The sequence below is a fragment of the Mycoplasma testudineum genome (assembly GCF_002245785.1).
Taxonomy (GTDB): domain Bacteria; phylum Bacillota_I; class Bacilli_A; order Mycoplasmatales; family Metamycoplasmataceae; genus Mycoplasmopsis_B; species Mycoplasmopsis_B testudinea.
Genome location: NZ_NNCE01000004.1, coordinates 38,943 through 56,639, shown reverse-complemented (window position 1 = coordinate 56,639; position 17,697 = coordinate 38,943). Strand labels below are relative to the sequence as shown.

Genomic DNA, 17,697 nt, shown 5'->3' with positions numbered 1-17,697 from the left:
TCATATTTTCATTATATACCTTGCGCTCTATTTAGAATCAATTTGCTTAGAATAATGAAATAATTTAAGTTGATAAATAAAATTACTATCTTGCTTTATATTGATTTTGAATCAATCTTTGAAAATAAATCAAGATAATAATTTTATAAGTCTAAATTATGCTAATTTAGCTGCTTTTCTCTTTTTTGAAGGATATAAAGCACCTTCTGGTTTTGTTTCATCTACAAACATTAATAATATTGGTAGTAAAGCAATTATTAAGACTAGTACAACAAAGTAAGCTATTGGGCTAACATCAACAATTAAAGCTAAAACAACGTTAACAAGTGTAAATACAATGTAACCCATTCCTCATATTACTCCGAAAAATAATCCGACTTTTTCTGGTGTATTTTGTGGTGCTTCATGCGGACTATTTAATAATACTCCTTGAATTCCTCATAATAAAACACCAAATAAAAAACCAAAAATTAAGTAAACAGATCAGTGGATGTAAGCAAGTGATATTATTGACATAATAAAGAAAAATACCATTAATGCTGTAACTAAAACCATGAAAGGTTTTCTTTTGAATGAAGTTTTATTTCATCTACCAATTGTTAATGAACCTACATATACTCCACCAACAAATAAGATTGATCAAATTGATGTAAGTGTGTTATTTGTCAAGTTTCCGCCAAGTGCAAGTCACTGTGCACTAACTACTGAACCTTGAGAAATTCCTGTAGTTTTTGTTGATCCAAAGAATGCAGGATTGTTTAATCCACCTAAAATAGGAATAACAGCTGCTACAAGTCAAACTGAATAAACAGCAACTCATTTTCAAGTGTTTTTTTCTTTTAGGACACTCATCATTGTGATTTTTGGTCCTTTATCTTTTGCATCGACTGGTTTAGATGTTGTAAAGTTTTTTCCTGTAAATACGTATATTGTTAATGGAATTAGAGTTAACAATGCAAATACTAGTGAAAAAACAAATCAGTTTTCTCTTAAAGTTCTTGCTACTGATGAATCAGTAAATAAAGCAGCCATTAATATAAATGCTGTATTGAATCCATATGGATTTATTGTTGAAATAATCCCTTTTGTAGTTGGATTTTTAATACTTTTTGCAGCTACAGGTTGCAGCAATACAATTAAAGTTGTTCCACCAACTGCAAGCATAGCTCTAAATATAATAAATATAACGAACCCAGCAGTTCCGCCTACTGCATAACCAATTGCAACTGACGGTATAGCCATAGCAAGTAAAATCATGGCTACAAGTGAAGTATATCTATGTGTTATTTTCACAACGGCTCATCCTACTAAAAATGAACCAATTCCCCTAAAGAAAGTTATCCCGTAATTAACAGCTTCATTAACAACTGTATCTACTGGTCCTCCAAAGAAGAAATTTTGTCAACCTCCACTTGCAGCTGTTCCGTTTCCTGCTGTATTTCCTGCAGAAAACCAAGCAGTTACGAATAAAAAGTAACCTAAAAGTAAGGTAGCCCACATCAGCATTCCGCGACCAAAACTTAACTCGGTCACCATTCTTTTCTGGACATAATTTTTTAATTTAACTAACATTAATCTCCGATATCGCAACTTTTCGTTGCAATCTTAATTATAATACTTTTCCTAAGCCTTTAAATCTCAATTGCACTAATTTAATAAGAATGTGGAATTTTTTCACTTTTAAACCGTAATAATTGGTGAAAATTCACAATTTTTATTGTTTGTGTAAAATATTTATTTGTGAAAAAGGTGAATTTTATTTAATTTAAATTGTTTTATTACATTTATGAATTTGCTTGGCAAATTTAGTCGAAAATTTAGTTTTAAGTACTTGAATTTTATTTTTAAATTAGCTTAAAAATGGAAATTTTAAAGTTAGATTTTGCCACCATTTAAATAAATTAATGTTTTTTAAGATAAAATTTATAAGTAAAAAAATTCACATATTCAGTTTATAAAGGAGAAATATATGAAAATAATTTTAGTTGGAGCAAACCACGCCGGAACTTCATTTGTAAGAACGTTTAAGCAATTAGACCCTTCTGCAGACGTTGTGATTTATGAACGTAATGACAACACAAGTTTCCTTGGATGTGGAATTGCCCTTTGAGTTGGAGGAGAGTTTGAAAATCCAGATGGATTGTTTTATTCAAGTCCAGACAAATTAGCAAAATTAGCTGGACGTTGTGACGTTAATGTAAAACACGATGTAACACATATTGATTATGCTAAAAAAGAAGTTACTGTTAAAGATTTAACTACTGGAAAAGAATTTAAGGACACATTTGACAAACTAGTATTTGCTGGTGGAACATGACCTATTTTACCTAAATTTGAAGGTATTGATTACGATGGAATTGTTATTTCAAAAACTTTCCAACATGCTCAAAAAATTAAAGAAGAAGCTGAAAAATCATCAGTTAAAAAAGTAGCGGTTATTGGTGCAGGTTATATTGGTGTTGAACTTGCAGAAGCATTTATCAAACATGGAAAAGAATCAGTTTATTTAATTGATTTAGCTGATAGAGTTGTAAACCGCTACTTCGATCCTGAATTTACTGAAAAAATGCAAGATCAAATGAAAAAACAAGGTCTTAAATTACACCTTGGAGAAAAACTTGTTAAGTTTACATCTAAAGATGGAAAAAATGTTTCAGAAGTTGTAACTGACAAAGGTTCATACCCAGTTGACTTAGTAATTATGTCTGTTGGATTTAAACCAAATACAGAATTATTTGAAGGATTTGACAAAGTACCTAACGGAGCTTTAAAAGTTAATGAATATCAACAATTACTAAAAAACGGAAAAGCAGTTGAAGATATTTATGGTATTGGTGATTCAGTTGCTTTATATCACACAGCATTAAAAGATTACATGCACGTTGCTTTAGCAACTAACGCTGTTAAAACAGGATTAATTGCAGCATTTAGTTTGGCTAAAAAACCTATGAAATTCCCTGGTGTTGCTGGAACAAATGCTATTTCAGTATTCGGATGTCATTATTCATCAACTGGATTTACTGAAGAAAGTGCTAAAGCATTAGGTCTAAAAAATGCAGTATCAACACCTTTATACATTGATAGCGATAGACCTGAATTCATGAAAGAAAAATCAGAAGTTGGAATTAAGATTGTTTACGATAAAGAAACTTTAAGACTAATCGGTGCACAAGTTGGTTCATGAAGTGAACACGTTCATACAGAAGTTGTTTACATGTTTGCGCTTGCAATTCAAAAAGGACTAACATTACTAGACTTAGCATTATTAGATTACTACTTCTTGCCTCACTTAAATAAACCATTTAACTTTATTATTACACCTATTCTTACAGCATTAGGTTTAAAATATTAATTAACTAAAAATAGAACTAACACGCGTTTTATGTCGTGTTAGTTTTTTATATTGCAAAAGAATATATAAAATTAACAATTATTTCTAATTAAAGGAACATTATTTTTCCACTTGAATAATTATTTAATAAATTTTTGTTGTAGTGATAATATTAAATAATTCATCAACCATTTAAGGAAGTGTATATGCAAAATCTTTTAAGTAAATTTAAAAACGCATCTAAAAAAAGAAAACATAATGACATCGATGATCAGATAGTTACCGAATTAGAAAAACAAATATCTTTATGAACTAAAAAGAAAGAAGAATTAACAACTAAATATCAAAATGACAAATCTAATTTAAAAAATAAGCACATTGATGAATGTGATTCGCTAAGTGATAAAAAAGATGATTTAGATTCTATAAAATCAATCATTGAATCTAATGGTTACATTTTGCAAAAAGAGCTTCTTAAAGATAATTATTTGAAAAGTTCGAATGCTATTGATGAATTGATTAAATCGTTACAATCTAGATTAGATAAACACTTAAAATAATTTATTTTTTAATGTCGTTAAACATTTTTACACTATAAATTAATCCTGCTATACCAATATCAAATGAATTATCTAAATAACCATTATGAGAATCTAATATTACTCTTTCATTCAATAACGAAAATACAATATGTTTATACAACTTTGAATATGGTTGTATTTTTTTTACATAATTTGAAGCTACAAGTGCAATTAAATATCCAGCTTTACCTGTAGTTAACGAGATGTTTGAATTGGTAAAATCAGAAAGTGGTGTTGCTAATTTTTTTATTCATGATTCAAATATGTCACTTTTGATAATTTTATTGAAAGCAACTAGTAAAAGAACAAATAGACTGTTCCCGCTTTTCAATGTCAAGTCATTCAAAGATGTGTTAGCATCATAAATAAAGTAATTATCTCCAATATTTTTTGTTATACCACTTAAAAAAATATTAACTATTTTAGGTATAAATTCAGGCGCGTTATTTTTAATTAAAATATAAAAATTTTCAAGTCACAAATTTGCGATTCCATAATTTGTTTTTAAGTCATGAACTATTTTTACAAAGTGATTAATATTGAAATTATTTGATTCTATAAAAACTAGATTGAGTAAATCTTTATAAATAGATTTATGAAACTCGTTTTTTAATAATTCCATAATTTCTAAGGGTATATTCTCGTTTTGCAACATCAAATATTTTTCTTTTAGTATTTTATTTTTTAATTTTCTTAAATCGAGAGAGAATTTATTTTTATTCAATATTGTTTCTAATAAGTTTGTATATTTATCAAAATTACTTTCATCAAGATCAAATGCCATTGTCATAGTTCTAAGTCACAATATTTCAAGATTATTATATTTATGATAATTATCACTTATTAATGAAACATAGTAATTATAAAGATTTGCAGCCGTTTGTCTCATGTTGTTTTGAATTTCATTCAGAACTTTACTGTGTGTACTTGGGTTATATTTATGAATTTTTTCTACATTAGTTAATTTGAAATTTAAAGTATTTTTATCAAGAATTAGATCTTTTACATTTAAGTCATCAAAATAAAATCCAGAACTAAATAGTTCATTAGTAAAGTCAAATAATTTACTTAACAATATAAGGCTGTCGTGTAAATTTTTACTTGTTATTTTTCAATTATACAAATAGCAAAGATCGCTGTAACTATATCCATCAATATTTTTGGTAATTCCTACTAGAAAATTATTTGTATTCATTTTGAATAAATATTCTGGGTGCAAGTTACTTCTTGATAGTAATTCTGAATTTAAAAAATATTTTTCTGAAAAATTAATTGAAATTCTACCGTCATTAGTAACTGTTAAATTACGTAAAACTTTTATAAAAAAATATTGATTATCATTTACTAATTTAGCGCTAAATCCGTGGTTGTCAATATCTATAAAATTTACTAATTTATAAATTTTGTTATCCACTGCCAAACAATAGTCTTTATCCTTTTGCTTAAAAAAATATTTTTGTAATAATTTTCTACAACTTCTTTATTAAATGTATGTAAATCATTTCTAAAATGAAGTGAACCATATTCAAAATGTAATGGAGAAAATTTATTATATTGTTCTCCAATATACAGCTTAGGGTGATTAACGTTCAGTAAAATGTTATTTAGTGATTTTAAAATATTTTGAAGTTCATTTTTTTCAACAATAAAAAGAGTAATTAAATTTCCTGAAAATCAAGGATTGTAATCTTTTTTAAAACTATTTAAAAATTGTTTTCTATTTCTAATCATTTGGAAAGAAATTCTGTTTTGTAAACAAAATTCAATTACTTTTTCAAGCACAAATAAATCATTTTGTGGAAAGGAACTAATATTAATCATCCAGCGATTCTGAGTTTCAGGAATTTTTTTACCAAAATAATATGAATTGTAAAACTCAGTAGAATCACTTTCTTTACTGTACTCATTTAATATTTGTTCTTTGCTGATAAACATATTACCTCTATACAAATTCTTATAAGGTAATTTTACGGTTTTATTTTTTTAGGATGTAATTATAATTTGTTAAATAAAAAAAATATTTAACACTAATTTCATAATCAAAACTAAAAATTTAGACTGATTATTTGTTAAATATTTTTTGAAATTATATTGCATAAATAGGGAATTGATCTTCTACAAATAGCGTAAATATTTTACTTACTTTTAAATCTAAAAGTAGCAATTCCACCATCTTCTAAGAATTTAGTGTATTTAATTTTGGCTTGTTTTCAATCTTCAAGATAATTGTCGTGAACATCTTGAATGTAATTTTCTCTTAAGAAATTTCTGAAAACACTTAATGCATCTAACAATCACTTTTCAAAAATGTCAAATCCTCTTTGTGTAGATAATTTATCTGCCATAATGTGAAATACTTCTGAAGCACGTTTTAATAGTGTGTATTCACTTACATATTTAAACCATGAATTAAAATCAGGGTGGTTTGAAATTACAAAGTGAAATGCTTTTACATCATTTATATTCATTCTATAAAAATCAATAAATTCAACAAGTTTCTTTGCAGAATATTTTTTAGCATCAGTATATAAATCAATATATTTTTGTTCTTGATTTTGTAAGAATTGCACTTCTCGTGAAGTCACTAAATCTTTTTCTTTTAGTTTTGGAGCTTCCATTTGTAAAAGTTCTAAATACATTTGCTTATTTTTTTGTTTTTGGATTTCTAATTCGTAAATTTCTTGTTCGTATACGTCATAATCAACTGTAGATTCTTCACTTTTTATTCCAACTATAACATCAATTTTATCTCCAATAGCAACCATTGTTCCGTTTTTATCAATTGTTTTTATAGCCATAATTCCTCGCTTTAAATGTATATAGAAATATTAAAATTTAAATTAATATACATTATTATATCAAAGCAAAATTATTTATTTTGATTAAAAGGAGAACTGATGCTTTTAGTAAAAAAAATAGAAATTATTAAGGCCTATTTAGGGTCAAATTTGATGGTTAATAGCATAGAAATTAAACCGAATCGACTTTACTATATTATTTCTGATTTTGAAAATTTAAGAAACAATTTTAAATATGCATTTATAAACAATTTAAATTACCCTTCTTTAATAAAAGTAAACAATATTTCTATTTTAGATTTTGATCCTTCAAGATTTGGAATGTTAGATTTCGAAACTTTTTTTAATAACAATGATTTGAAAAATGTTACTCAATTTATTTCTCAATCTATTTTTAAAAATAAAAAAATTAAATCGGTTTTCTTACAGTCTCAAGAATTAATAAATTTTCAAATTAATGAATTGATTTTAAAATCTAACGGTGCATCAGAAGAAGAACTAAGAAATTATAGTATTAAGTTTACAAAATATATGGATCCTCTATTTCATCATCTTGAAGAAGTTTATTCTAGACACAATTACATATTTGATGATTATGATTTCACAAGTAGATATTATTTATTTGCAAAGCAAAATAAAGGGATCAAACTGTATCAATCTGATAATCTTGATACTTTAAAGCTTTCGATAAAAAAATATAGAAACACATTGCTTAAATCGGAATTATTACTTTCACAGCGCAATCAAATAAATCATGCAAAACTAAATTATAAAAAGATTGAAGCAGAACTTTTAGACATGGAAAAAGTGTTATTTTCAAAATATGGACACAATTTCAATAAAGATAAAGGCAATATAGAATTGCTAACTGCTTTAGAAAATAAAATTGTTAATTGAAAAGAATATCGTGAATCATTAATAAATGAATATTTTAAAATCAATAAACTGGAATCTTTAGAATCTACCAAAATTTCAAATTTGACATTTGCACAAAAATTAAAGATTTTTTTAACATTTTCACTTCTTAGTTTTTCACAAATTTTGTTTATTCCAACTTTAAATAAAGAGCTAATAAATGACGAAGAAAGAAATTCAATTTCAAATTTACTTAAATCAGTGTCAAATAATTCGACAATTTTTATTGAAAGCAAAAATTTAAGTGATGTTTTAGCTGACCAATTTAGTATCATAAATATAAGTGAAAATGGTATACAAACACAGTTTGATGCAACCCGCAATAGTGTTGCAATTGATAATAAAACTATAAATTTATGGAAGGATTTAGAATGAAAATAGCAATAGTGGGTACCGGAGCATTTGGTACAGCAATTGGTAATGTGTTATTAAAAAATGGACATAAAGTTCATTTTTACGGAGTTGATCAAAAGGAAATAAGTGATTTAAAAGCCGGATACAATACAAAATATTTTGATGGTGCTAAATTACATCGTAAACCAGATTTAGTAACAAATAAAATCGCTGAAGCAATTACTGGTGTTGATTACATCATTTTAGGAGTTCCTGCTGCTGCTTGTCATAATGTTTTGCAGCAAATTGTTGGGGTACAAAGAAATAGTAAAGTAAATATAGTTAATTTAGCAAAAGGTTGCGACCCATTTACGGGTGATTTATTAAGCAAGACATTGTTAAGAGATTTTAGAGATTCAGTTGCTAATTATGCAATTTTAGCTGGTCCAAGCTTTGCCCAAGAAGTATTTGATGGTTTTTTAACAATGGTAAATATTGCTTCTAAAAACGATGAATTCAGCAATAAAGTTGCAAGAAGTTTACAAAGTGAAAATTTCAAAATTATTAAATCTTCAACTATGGATGAACTTCAGACATATTCAATTATGAAAAATGTTTATGCTTTGGCAACAGGTATAGTTAATGCAGTTTATGAATCATATAATACCTTAACATCAGTACTTGCTTTAGCATTTAAAGAAACCACTAGATATGTATTAGAAACTCAATCTAGAGCACATGCAGAAGTAGATTTTGCATCATTTGGAGATTTTGTTTTAACTGGTACATCATTTAAATCAAGAAACTATACTTTTGGATACGAAATCGGAAAAATTGGTTTAGCAAAAGCATTAAAAAAACATAACAATATAACTACCGAAGGTTATCATACATTAGAAAAAATTGTTAAAAAGCTTGGTTCAGAAATTAATAAATACCCACTTTTATTTTCTTTATATCAGGTTTGTTTTATGTCCAAACCAGCAGATAAATTACTCGATTTTTTATAAATTAAAATCCACTTAGCAATATTGCTTTTTGATATCATTAAAGCAATATTTTTTATTTACCAAATTATTATTTCACACATATTTAAGGAGACACATGAGTGTAAAATTCTTCGCCCTTGGAGGTCTTGATGAAAATGGTAAAAATTGTTATATTATCGAAAATGATAATCAAATTTTTATTGTAAACATCGGAGCAAAAGTACCAATTTCAACTAGTTATGGGGTTGACACAATTACCCCGGATATTACTTATTTAATTAAAAACAAAAGTAAAATTGCTGGTTTATTTATTACAGATACAAAGAATGATTCGTTTTCTGCATTACCTTGATTTTTAATGCAGATACCAGAAATTAAAATTTTTACTAGTCCTTTTAACTATTCAATTGTTCAAGAAAGAATTAGTAAATATCAGTTAGATTTATCAAAAGTTGAGCTTCAAACATTAACTAAAGAAGTTAAATTTAAAGATACTGTTGTAAAACCATTTAATTTATTTGGTTCTATACCTGGTAGTTTAGGATTTAATTTTGAAACAAAACAAGGTTCAATTATTTTTATGAACAATTTTGTTGTTGCTGAAAGTCCTATTTTCGGTCCAACAAATTTAGCTTGAATTAAAAAATCAATTTCAAAAAATTTACTAGCATTAGTAATTGATTCTGGAAATGTAAAATATCAAGGTTCTGCAATAGATAAAATATTTTTACCTACAGAAATAAAAGAAAAAATTAAAAAAGTTAATCCAAATGAAAGAATTGTTATTGCTGCTTATGAAGAAGAAATGACAACTCTTTTAGAAGTATTAGAAATAGCTACTGAAACTTCTAGACCAATAATTGTTTATTCTAGAAGTTTATTTTCACAATTAAATTTACTTAAAAACGAATACTTTGTTAAAAAGCAACCATTTTTAGGAAAAATAAATTTAGTCAACTATAAAAAGATGAACGAAATTGATAATGCAATTGTTTTTGTTACTTCAACTGTTGAAGTTTTATATGAACGCTTCTTTAGAATTGTTGATGATCAAGACACCACATTAAAATTAAAAAGTAGTGATAACATCTTTTTTATTGCCCCACCAATTAATGGAATTGAATCACAAGCAGCTTCTTTATTAGATAAAGTTGCACACATCACCAGAAAATTAACTGTCGTATCTGAAAGCCAAAGACATCAGCACAGACCAGCTTACAATGATATTAGAGAAGTTGTAAGTGCCTTAAAACCAAAATATGTTATCCCAGTTCAAGGACTTTTTAGAAACATGATAAATGTTACAAACGCTATTAAGGATTTAGGTTATAACGAGAGCACTTCAATTGTTTTACAAAACGGTAAAATAGCTGAATTTATTAAATCAACATTAAAATCAAGGGATAAAAAGATTAAAGAAATTGGTGATCAAATTGTAGATGGTTTTGGTCTAGGTGATGTTTCGAGTGAAGTAATTTTTGAAAGAGAAAAATTAGCTAGAGATGGTGTAATTTCAATTGCTGCTTTAGTAGATAAAGAAAAAAATCTACTTGGTAAAATTCATGTTGATTATGCTGGTTTGGCAGATAAAGAAGAACGTAGTGAATTAGATGAGTTAATTAAAACTACGTTTGCTGAACAATACTATGATAATCTTGATCAAAAATATAATGATCTTCAAAAAACTCTTAGAAATAGAATACGAAAAAGAATTTTTAAGAAAACACAAAAAGAACCTTCTATCGTAATTACGCTTTATAGAATTTAAGAAATAGTCACTATAATTAAAATATGAAAAGAAAAAAAAGCGCTTTCAGTTTTGGTAAATGATTAATAAAATTCGTAGCACAAGATTCATATCTAAAAGGCACAATTGTTTTACTGTTTGCCGCGTTTTTAGCAATAGTTAGTTTTTTGCCTAGCGCAGTCGTAATTTCAACTGCATATGGTTATACTTTTGGTTTTCTTTTTGGACAATTTGGATTAATTATTTTCATTTGATGATTATTTATTGGTATTAAGAATTTGTTTTATCGACAAATTCAAAGTGCATACTATAAACAAGGTTCTAAATTTAGAAAATATTGAAACTATGCTAAATTAAGTAATTATATTTTAGTAGCTATTGTTGTGATTTTATTTACTTTAGCAATACAATCGCACGTATTATTTGGGAATTCAAAATATGAAAATACATATTATTTCAATTGATGAATGAATGAATTCACTAATTACCAATATTTAAATTGAATGAATAATCAAGAAACTAGTGCTATTGGGGCAGCTTTACCTAATTATAATAATTTTGGTTTACTAGGTGCGGGAATTGTTACAGCAATTGGTGCAATTTATAATCATTTATTGCTTTATTTATTTGCTTTCCTTGCACTTGGATCTGTAGCAATTTGATTTTCAAGAAGTTACATAATAACTAAATTTAAAAAGGCAAATCAAGAAAAAAAATCAAGTAAACTAAATAAACAATTTGAGCAAAGTGTGCCTAGACTTGAAAAATTATCAAAAAAAGATTTAAAGCAACTTCAATTTGGCAAAGAAGATGAATCAATTGAAGATTTAAATAATAAGTATGATAATCCACACGAAAAATTATCATTTCCTGTTTCGAGCGTTACTCAATTAGTTTTTAGCGATTCTAATCACACAGCTAAAATTAAGTCAATGACGTCAACGTTTGATTTGCTGCCCAATAACGAGCCCAATAAAAAACTGAAAATTGAAACATTCCCAAGCGATAAAGCAATCGGATCACAAATGTACAATGAAAATAAATTTGTGACTAGTGATTTCGACATAATTGGAAATAATCTACAAGATGACATTGCAGATAATGCAACAAAAGAAGTTGCAATTTCATATGAATTTGATGTTGAAAATAAAAATTCAATTACAGGTAGCGAATTTGAATCTAGTATAGAAAGCGAATTTGATGTCGTTGGCAATAGTGAAAATTTTGATAAATCTAGTGTTATAAACGATCAAATTGATAATGATGTCGTTGATAAAAAAAATGATATTACTATTCAAAAACCACAAAATAATGCTTTTTTTGACAAAAATAATGAAAACGGTATTACAATTCAAAAAGAGCAATCCAATAATATTGAACCAGTTGATCGCTCAATAAATAAAGATTTATTTAAAACTACAACTGAAATAAATAAAAAGGATAAAACTGAAACAATTCCGTTTGATGATCCTTTTAGTTAGGAAAATATGCAAGAATGAAAACCATCAAAATATAAAGAAGTTGAAGCAAGTTTAGAAAAGGGATTAAAGTTTGTTGAATTCTACACTGACTGATGTGGTGATTGTAGAGTTATGAAACCAATTGTAACTGCAATTAGAGATAAATATGTTGGTGATGATAGAATTGAATTTATTAAAATAAACGCCGAAGAAGCTCAACAATACAAAAATGAAAATTCTAAATTTAAAATTGAAAGAATCCCAACTCATTTGTTAATTAAAGATGGAAAGATATTAAATAGAGCAATCGAATATATTCCTTCAAGTTATCTTGAAAAGTGAATTACAGATGCTTTAGGAGAAAAATAAAAATGAATCTGCAAGAACGTGTCCAAAAGGTAAGTACAAAACCTGGTGTTTATTTGTGAAAGAATAAACATGGACACGTTTTATATATCGGTAAAGCTAAAAATTTACGTACTAGAATGCTGCAGTATTTTAAAGGGGCAATAAATTCGTATAAAACAAATGCATTAATGAGTAATGTTTTTGATTTTGATGCAATTATTGTTTCCACAAATAAGGAAGCTTTATTACTTGAAAGAAATTTAATACAAAAACACAAACCGTATTACAACATACTTTTAACAGATGATAAAAAATACCCTTATATTAAAATTTCATTAGATGAAAAAGGACTTGAAATTAGTTATCAAAGATTGATAAAAAATAAAGGTGCTAATTCAATCTATTATGGTCCTTTCCCTACTGGTTATGGTGCTAATATGATTTTGCGTCTTTTACAAAGAGACAGCTTTTTTGAAAACGGCTTACCTGTAAAAAATATGCCTTTTAGTTATTGAAAAAGCAAGTTTGATGAAATTAAAAAAACATTGAAATTCAATGACAATGCATATCTAAAAAAGTTAGAAAAAGAAATGTTTGCGCAAGCTGAAGCATTAAATTTTGAAATTGCACAAGAATTAAAAGAGGCAATAAAATTTCTTAAAAATTTAAAAGAAAAGCAAGTTGTTCAGTTAGAAACAATTGCCAATATAGATGTAATAAATGCCCAAGAACATGACGGCTATTTATTTGTGACAGTATTGCTATATCGCTATGGAATATTAATAAATAAAATTGAAGAAATATTAGCTATAAAAACTAATGTTGAAAATACTTATCTTGAATATTTGAATCAATTTTATGACATCCACAAAATTGAAGACAATATTGTCATGGATAAAAAATTTGAACATTTAGATTTTGACTTTGATGAATCAACTAACTTAATTTTTCCAATCAAAGGAATTTATAAAACTGTATTAACAAACGCACAATTAAACACAGATGATTTAATAAAAAATAGAAGTGCAATTATTCTTGCACAAAGTAAATTAATTGAAAAAAGATTAACTTCCTTAAAGGATATATTAGGCAAAAATGATATTTATAGAATTGCTTTAATTGATAATTCGCACGAATCAAATATAAATCCTGTTTCAGCAACAGTATCTTATTTAAATGGTATTAAAAATAAAAATGAATATCGGAAATTTAACTTATCAGAAAATGCTGAGCGAGAAGCAGATGTTGAATACATGAAAGAAGGAAGCAAAAGATTTTTAATACATGCAATTGAAAATAATATTGTTCCAGATTTATTCATAGTTGATGGTTCATATGCTCAACTGCATGAAGTAAAAAAAGTTGCTTTAGAATTAAATTTAAATATAGACATTATTGCTTTATCAAAAGATGAAAATCATAAAACAAAATATTTAATAGATTTAGATGAAAGACAAATTAAAATTTCAGATAAAAATTTATTAAGTTTTTTATCTGAAATGCAAGAAGAAGTTGATCGCTTTGCAAAAAGTCATTATCGGAAAAGAAAAGCACTATTTTCTCTTGAAGGGGATTTACTTAAGTTAGACAAAATTGGTCCTAAAAGAGCTCAGAAGCTTCTGAAGCATTTTGGAAATTATGCAAATATTTATAATGCTACATTTGAAGAATTAGAAAAGGTAATTTCAAAAGATGCAGCAAAAGTCATTGTTGAAAAATTTGGAAATAGATAATAAATTTAAATTGTTTAATTGGTAATTTTGTACAGAAGTTTTTTTATTACTATAAAACCGCGAGAAAATTTTAATTTGCACTCTACATTTATAATAAAATGTGATCATAAAATTAAAATAGGTACATGAAAAATTACTTTATGCTGCGGATATTAGTTCAGACAAATATCCGAACAATTTCTCTATTTTGAAGTTAAAGCAAAGAAAAATGAAGGGGTTTTAATGATTATTATTAAAAATGTAAACAAAAATTTTAAAAATCGCGAGTTGTTTAATAATATGAATCTTGAGTTTAAAAGTGACACTGGATTAATTTTGATAAGTGGTAGATCTGGTAGTGGAAAATCTACAATTCTTAATTTACTTGGGGGAACAGAATTTCCAGACAGCGGTGAAATTTTCATTAACATAGGAAATAAAAAACTCACAATTGATAAAAAGGGTAAATCTGGCGATGTGAAAGTGGATTATATTTTTCAAAATTTCAACCTTATTGAAAACCTTAGTGCATTAAACAATCTCAAATTATCATTAGGTGTTTTAGGGATAAATATTTCCGGTGACCAAATAATGGAAAAAGCAAAAATTTTAAATATCGCAGAAAATCAATTGAAAAGTAAAGTGAAAGATTTATCAGGCGGTGAACGACAAAGAATTGCAATTTTAAGAATTTTGTTGAGAGATCCTGACATTATTTTAGCAGATGAACCAACCGGTAATTTAGATAATCAGAACAGTGAAATTATTTATAATCTATTAAAAGATTTATCTAAAGACAAAATGGTTATTCTAGTTTCTCATGACTATAATCAGGCAATCAAATATGCAGATAGTGTGATAAACATTGAAGATGGTGTTGTTATATCAACAGAACACAAAAACAATTTATTTGAATCAGTAGATAATAGCGAAGTGCTTTTAGGTAACAAAAAAAATTTAGAATCAAATTTAATGACTAAACTTAGACAGTTCAAAATGCTTGCTATAAAAGATTTAGTTGGAAAAAAATGGCATGCATTTTTTTTAATTATCATTACTACATTATGTTTGTTATCGCTTTCATTAATTTTGTCGATTAATTTAAATGCAAACATATTTGTAAACAATTCAAGTATTTCTAATTTTCAAAGAGACGTTGTTACCGCACAAATTAGTAACAATAATATTAAAAATGACATTGACAATAACTATTCACAATTTGGTCTTGAAGAAAAAATCGAACTTTATTCATTGCCGAATGACTTAAGTATCAGTTCCTTGGGTGCAGTTAGAAGAATAGATGCAAATGCATATACACCCATTGAATACAATCAGTTTTTTACCAACAAATTTGGCGAGAAATTTGTTGGTATATGGCCAAATCCTGACGACAATTCTATAGTCATATCAGAAAGGCTTTTTAAAGATTTGTCAATGAATTTGGAAAATAGAAATAGCGTGCAACTTTCTTTATTTGGATCTTCTCAAAGCATTCAATTAAATGTAGTTGGCTATACTAGTTTTACTAATTGGCAAGGAATTGAGCAAAATTTTATATCTAGTAGATTATTAAATGAGCTGGCGAAAAATAATATCGAGCAAAATTATCCTACTCTTTTGGCCAGTAGAGAAAAACCTAGAGTTATTCTTGATGACTCAAAACAAATATACGACATTAAAGCAGTGTTTGAGATTGTTCCACCAAATTTGGAAGCTACTCTAGTCAATGAATTTGACGTTATTATTTCTAGTGATTTAGCAAATGGACAAAATTTAATTAACACAAACTGGCAAACAGATGGTTCATCTTTTCAAAAAAAATGGGATTTTAAAATTGTAGATTTAGATAATAATAGCACCGGGAAAATTTACTTTAAATCATCGGCAATCGAAAAAATGAAAACTCTTGATCTTGAATACATCCAATATTATTTCAATAGTGTTGAAAATGCAGATCGAGCAAGAAATTTTGCAAACACAAATTATTCTGGAACTAATAACTTCTCTCTTATAGAAAATAACCAGGGCACATTTCAGAATTTTGCCCTTCTTAGTTCAATCATTAACATTGTTTTAGTTTTATTGATTTTGGTAATTTCTATTATTTCAATTGTGATGACAATATTTTATTCAAGGATATTACTAGAAAGCAAACAAAAAGAAATCGGTATTTTAAAAGTTTTAGGAAGTTCTAAAAACTTAACTTATTTTTATCACATTAGTACATTTATGTTTATTCTAATTGGTTCTATTGTTTTATCATTAATTTTGTATTATCCTTCTCTATTAATAGTTCAAGCTTTTATGCCTGAATTTGCAATTTCAAATATAAATCAAGGACTTTCAATTACATACTTATTTGCAAGCTGGGTTATTCTGGGCTTGCTATTACTAGTAATTTATTATTTAATTTCAATAAAGACATTTTCTAAGAAAACCGTTGAACTACTAAAGGACAACACATAAATAAAAAACCTTTCAGTTTTAAAATTTTGACTGAAAGGTTTTTAATATTCGTAATTAAATGTGTTTCGCTACAGATTCGAAAGCAGTTTTAACGATTTCTGCCGATTTTTTAACAAGTTTCATTTTTTCGTCAGTTAGACTTACTTCTAAAATTTGTTGAATTCCGTTTGATCCTAAAACAGCTGGTGTACCAAAGTAGATATCTTTAACTCCGTATTGACCAGTTAAATAAGCACCAACACAATGTACACTGTGTTCATCATTAATAATAGCTCTTACAAGTTTTGCAGTAACTGCTCCAACACCGTAAAATGTTGAACCTTTACCTTCAATAATTTTGTATGCTTTTCTTCTAACGTTTTCTTGGATAATATCTTCATCTGCTTTAGAAATAATTTTGTTTTTATTTAAATCTGCATATGGAACTCCACCAGCATTGATTGATTCAAATACTGATACTGATGAATCACCATGTTCACCTAATACAGCACCTTTAACAGTAGCTGGATTTAAATTAAATCTAGATGCAACTTCTTGTACAAATCTTGAAGCTTCAAGTGCTGTACCTGAACTAATAACTTTGTTTTTATCAAAACCAGTTACTTTAGCATAAATACCTGTCATTACATCAACTGGGTTAGAGTTAATAACTGTAACTCCATTGAAACCTGATTTTTTAACTGATTCAGCAATGCTTTTCATGATTTTTGCATTATCTACTAATAATTCTAATCTTGTTTCTCCGTGTTTTTGTGGTCTTCCAGCTGTTATAACAATAACATCAGCATCTTTAAGGTCACTATAGTTATATAATTTTGTGGTTCTACCAGAATCCATTACTGATAATGAGTCTTCTAAATCCATTGCATTAGCACCGGCTTTTTGCTCGTTAATGTCAATAATTCCGTATTCTGCAGCTAATCCCATTAAGTGTGCAGCAGCCATAAAAGATGTACCAACAAGCCCTGTTCCTATTACGGCCACCTTTTTACTTTTAATTGTATGATTCATTCTTTC

General features: G+C 27.0%; 14 protein-coding genes. 9 read left to right on the top strand and 5 right to left on the bottom strand.

Annotation, left to right across the window (positions count from 1 at the left end):
- Positions 1-156: 156 nt before the first annotated feature.
- Positions 157-1,572 (bottom strand): hexose phosphate transporter, encoded by a 1,416-nt coding sequence (locus tag CG473_RS02325; protein ID WP_094254707.1) that lies wholly within the window; start codon positions 1,570-1,572, stop codon positions 157-159.
- A 397-nt stretch (positions 1,573-1,969) separates the two neighbouring features.
- Here CG473_RS02325 and CG473_RS02320 point away from each other — a divergent pair, with 397 nt between their 5' ends.
- Together CG473_RS02320 and CG473_RS02315 are read left to right on the top strand one after the other, a co-directional pair.
- Positions 1,970-3,352: an FAD-dependent oxidoreductase gene (locus CG473_RS02320; RefSeq protein ID WP_094254706.1), complete on the top strand. Its 1,383-nt coding sequence runs from the start codon at positions 1,970-1,972 to the stop codon at positions 3,350-3,352.
- 185 nt (positions 3,353-3,537) lie between these two features.
- Positions 3,538-3,891 (top strand): hypothetical protein, encoded by a 354-nt coding sequence (locus tag CG473_RS02315; protein WP_094254705.1) that lies wholly within the window; start codon positions 3,538-3,540, stop codon positions 3,889-3,891.
- Position 3,892: 1 nt separating this feature from the next.
- Here the strand turns inward: CG473_RS02315 and CG473_RS02310 are convergent, their stop codons facing one another.
- From CG473_RS02310 to CG473_RS02300, 3 genes are all read right to left on the bottom strand, one after another.
- Positions 3,893-5,326, bottom strand: coding sequence for a hypothetical protein (locus CG473_RS02310; protein ID WP_094254704.1), 1,434 nt, complete (start codon positions 5,324-5,326; stop codon positions 3,893-3,895).
- Positions 5,302-5,847 carry a class III lanthionine synthetase LanKC N-terminal domain-containing protein gene (locus tag CG473_RS02305; protein ID WP_094254703.1) on the bottom strand — a complete coding sequence of 182 codons (546 nt, stop codon included), beginning with the start codon at positions 5,845-5,847 and terminating at the stop codon, positions 5,302-5,304. The genes CG473_RS02310 and CG473_RS02305 overlap by 25 nt, the downstream gene beginning before the upstream one ends.
- 200 nt (positions 5,848-6,047) lie before the next feature.
- Positions 6,048-6,710, bottom strand: a complete 663-nt coding sequence (locus CG473_RS02300; protein WP_094254702.1) for a hypothetical protein — start codon at positions 6,708-6,710, stop codon at positions 6,048-6,050.
- Between the two features lie 99 nt (positions 6,711-6,809).
- On the opposite strand from CG473_RS02300, the gene CG473_RS02295 reads away from it, so the two are divergent.
- The 7 genes from CG473_RS02295 to CG473_RS02265 all read left to right on the top strand — a co-directional run bounded on the left by CG473_RS02295 (position 6,810) and on the right by CG473_RS02265 (position 16,680).
- Positions 6,810-8,006: a hypothetical protein gene (locus tag CG473_RS02295; RefSeq protein ID WP_094254701.1), complete on the top strand. Its 1,197-nt coding sequence runs from the start codon at positions 6,810-6,812 to the stop codon at positions 8,004-8,006.
- Positions 7,997-8,968 carry an NAD(P)H-dependent glycerol-3-phosphate dehydrogenase gene (locus CG473_RS02290; RefSeq protein ID WP_166623191.1) on the top strand — a complete coding sequence of 324 codons (972 nt, stop codon included), beginning with the start codon at positions 7,997-7,999 and terminating at the stop codon, positions 8,966-8,968. Before CG473_RS02295 ends, CG473_RS02290 begins: the two co-directional genes overlap by 10 nt.
- 94 nt (positions 8,969-9,062) lie before the next feature.
- The gene (locus CG473_RS02285; protein ID WP_094254699.1) at positions 9,063-10,715 is read left to right on the top strand and encodes a ribonuclease J; all 1,653 of its coding nucleotides are present in this window, start codon (positions 9,063-9,065) and stop codon (positions 10,713-10,715) included.
- 23 nt (positions 10,716-10,738) lie between these two features.
- The gene (locus CG473_RS02280) at positions 10,739-12,175 is read left to right on the top strand and encodes a YjgN family protein (RefSeq protein ID WP_094254698.1); all 1,437 of its coding nucleotides are present in this window, start codon (positions 10,739-10,741) and stop codon (positions 12,173-12,175) included.
- A 6-nt stretch (positions 12,176-12,181) separates the two neighbouring features.
- Entirely contained in the window at positions 12,182-12,523 is a 342-nt protein-coding gene (locus CG473_RS02275; protein ID WP_094254697.1) for a thioredoxin family protein, read from the top strand.
- Between the two features lie 2 nt (positions 12,524-12,525).
- A complete protein-coding gene (locus tag CG473_RS02270) occupies positions 12,526-14,235 on the top strand; it encodes a GIY-YIG nuclease family protein (protein ID WP_094254696.1) in 1,710 nt (569 codons plus the stop codon).
- Between the two features lie 222 nt (positions 14,236-14,457).
- Complete coding sequence (locus tag CG473_RS02265; RefSeq protein WP_094254695.1) at positions 14,458-16,680, top strand: ABC transporter ATP-binding protein; 2,223 nt, start codon at positions 14,458-14,460, stop codon at positions 16,678-16,680.
- A 54-nt stretch (positions 16,681-16,734) separates the two neighbouring features.
- Here the strand turns inward: CG473_RS02265 and CG473_RS02260 are convergent, their stop codons facing one another.
- Positions 16,735-17,691 (bottom strand): L-lactate dehydrogenase, encoded by a 957-nt coding sequence (locus CG473_RS02260; protein ID WP_094254694.1) that lies wholly within the window; start codon positions 17,689-17,691, stop codon positions 16,735-16,737.
- Between the last annotated feature and the right edge of the window lie 6 nt (positions 17,692-17,697).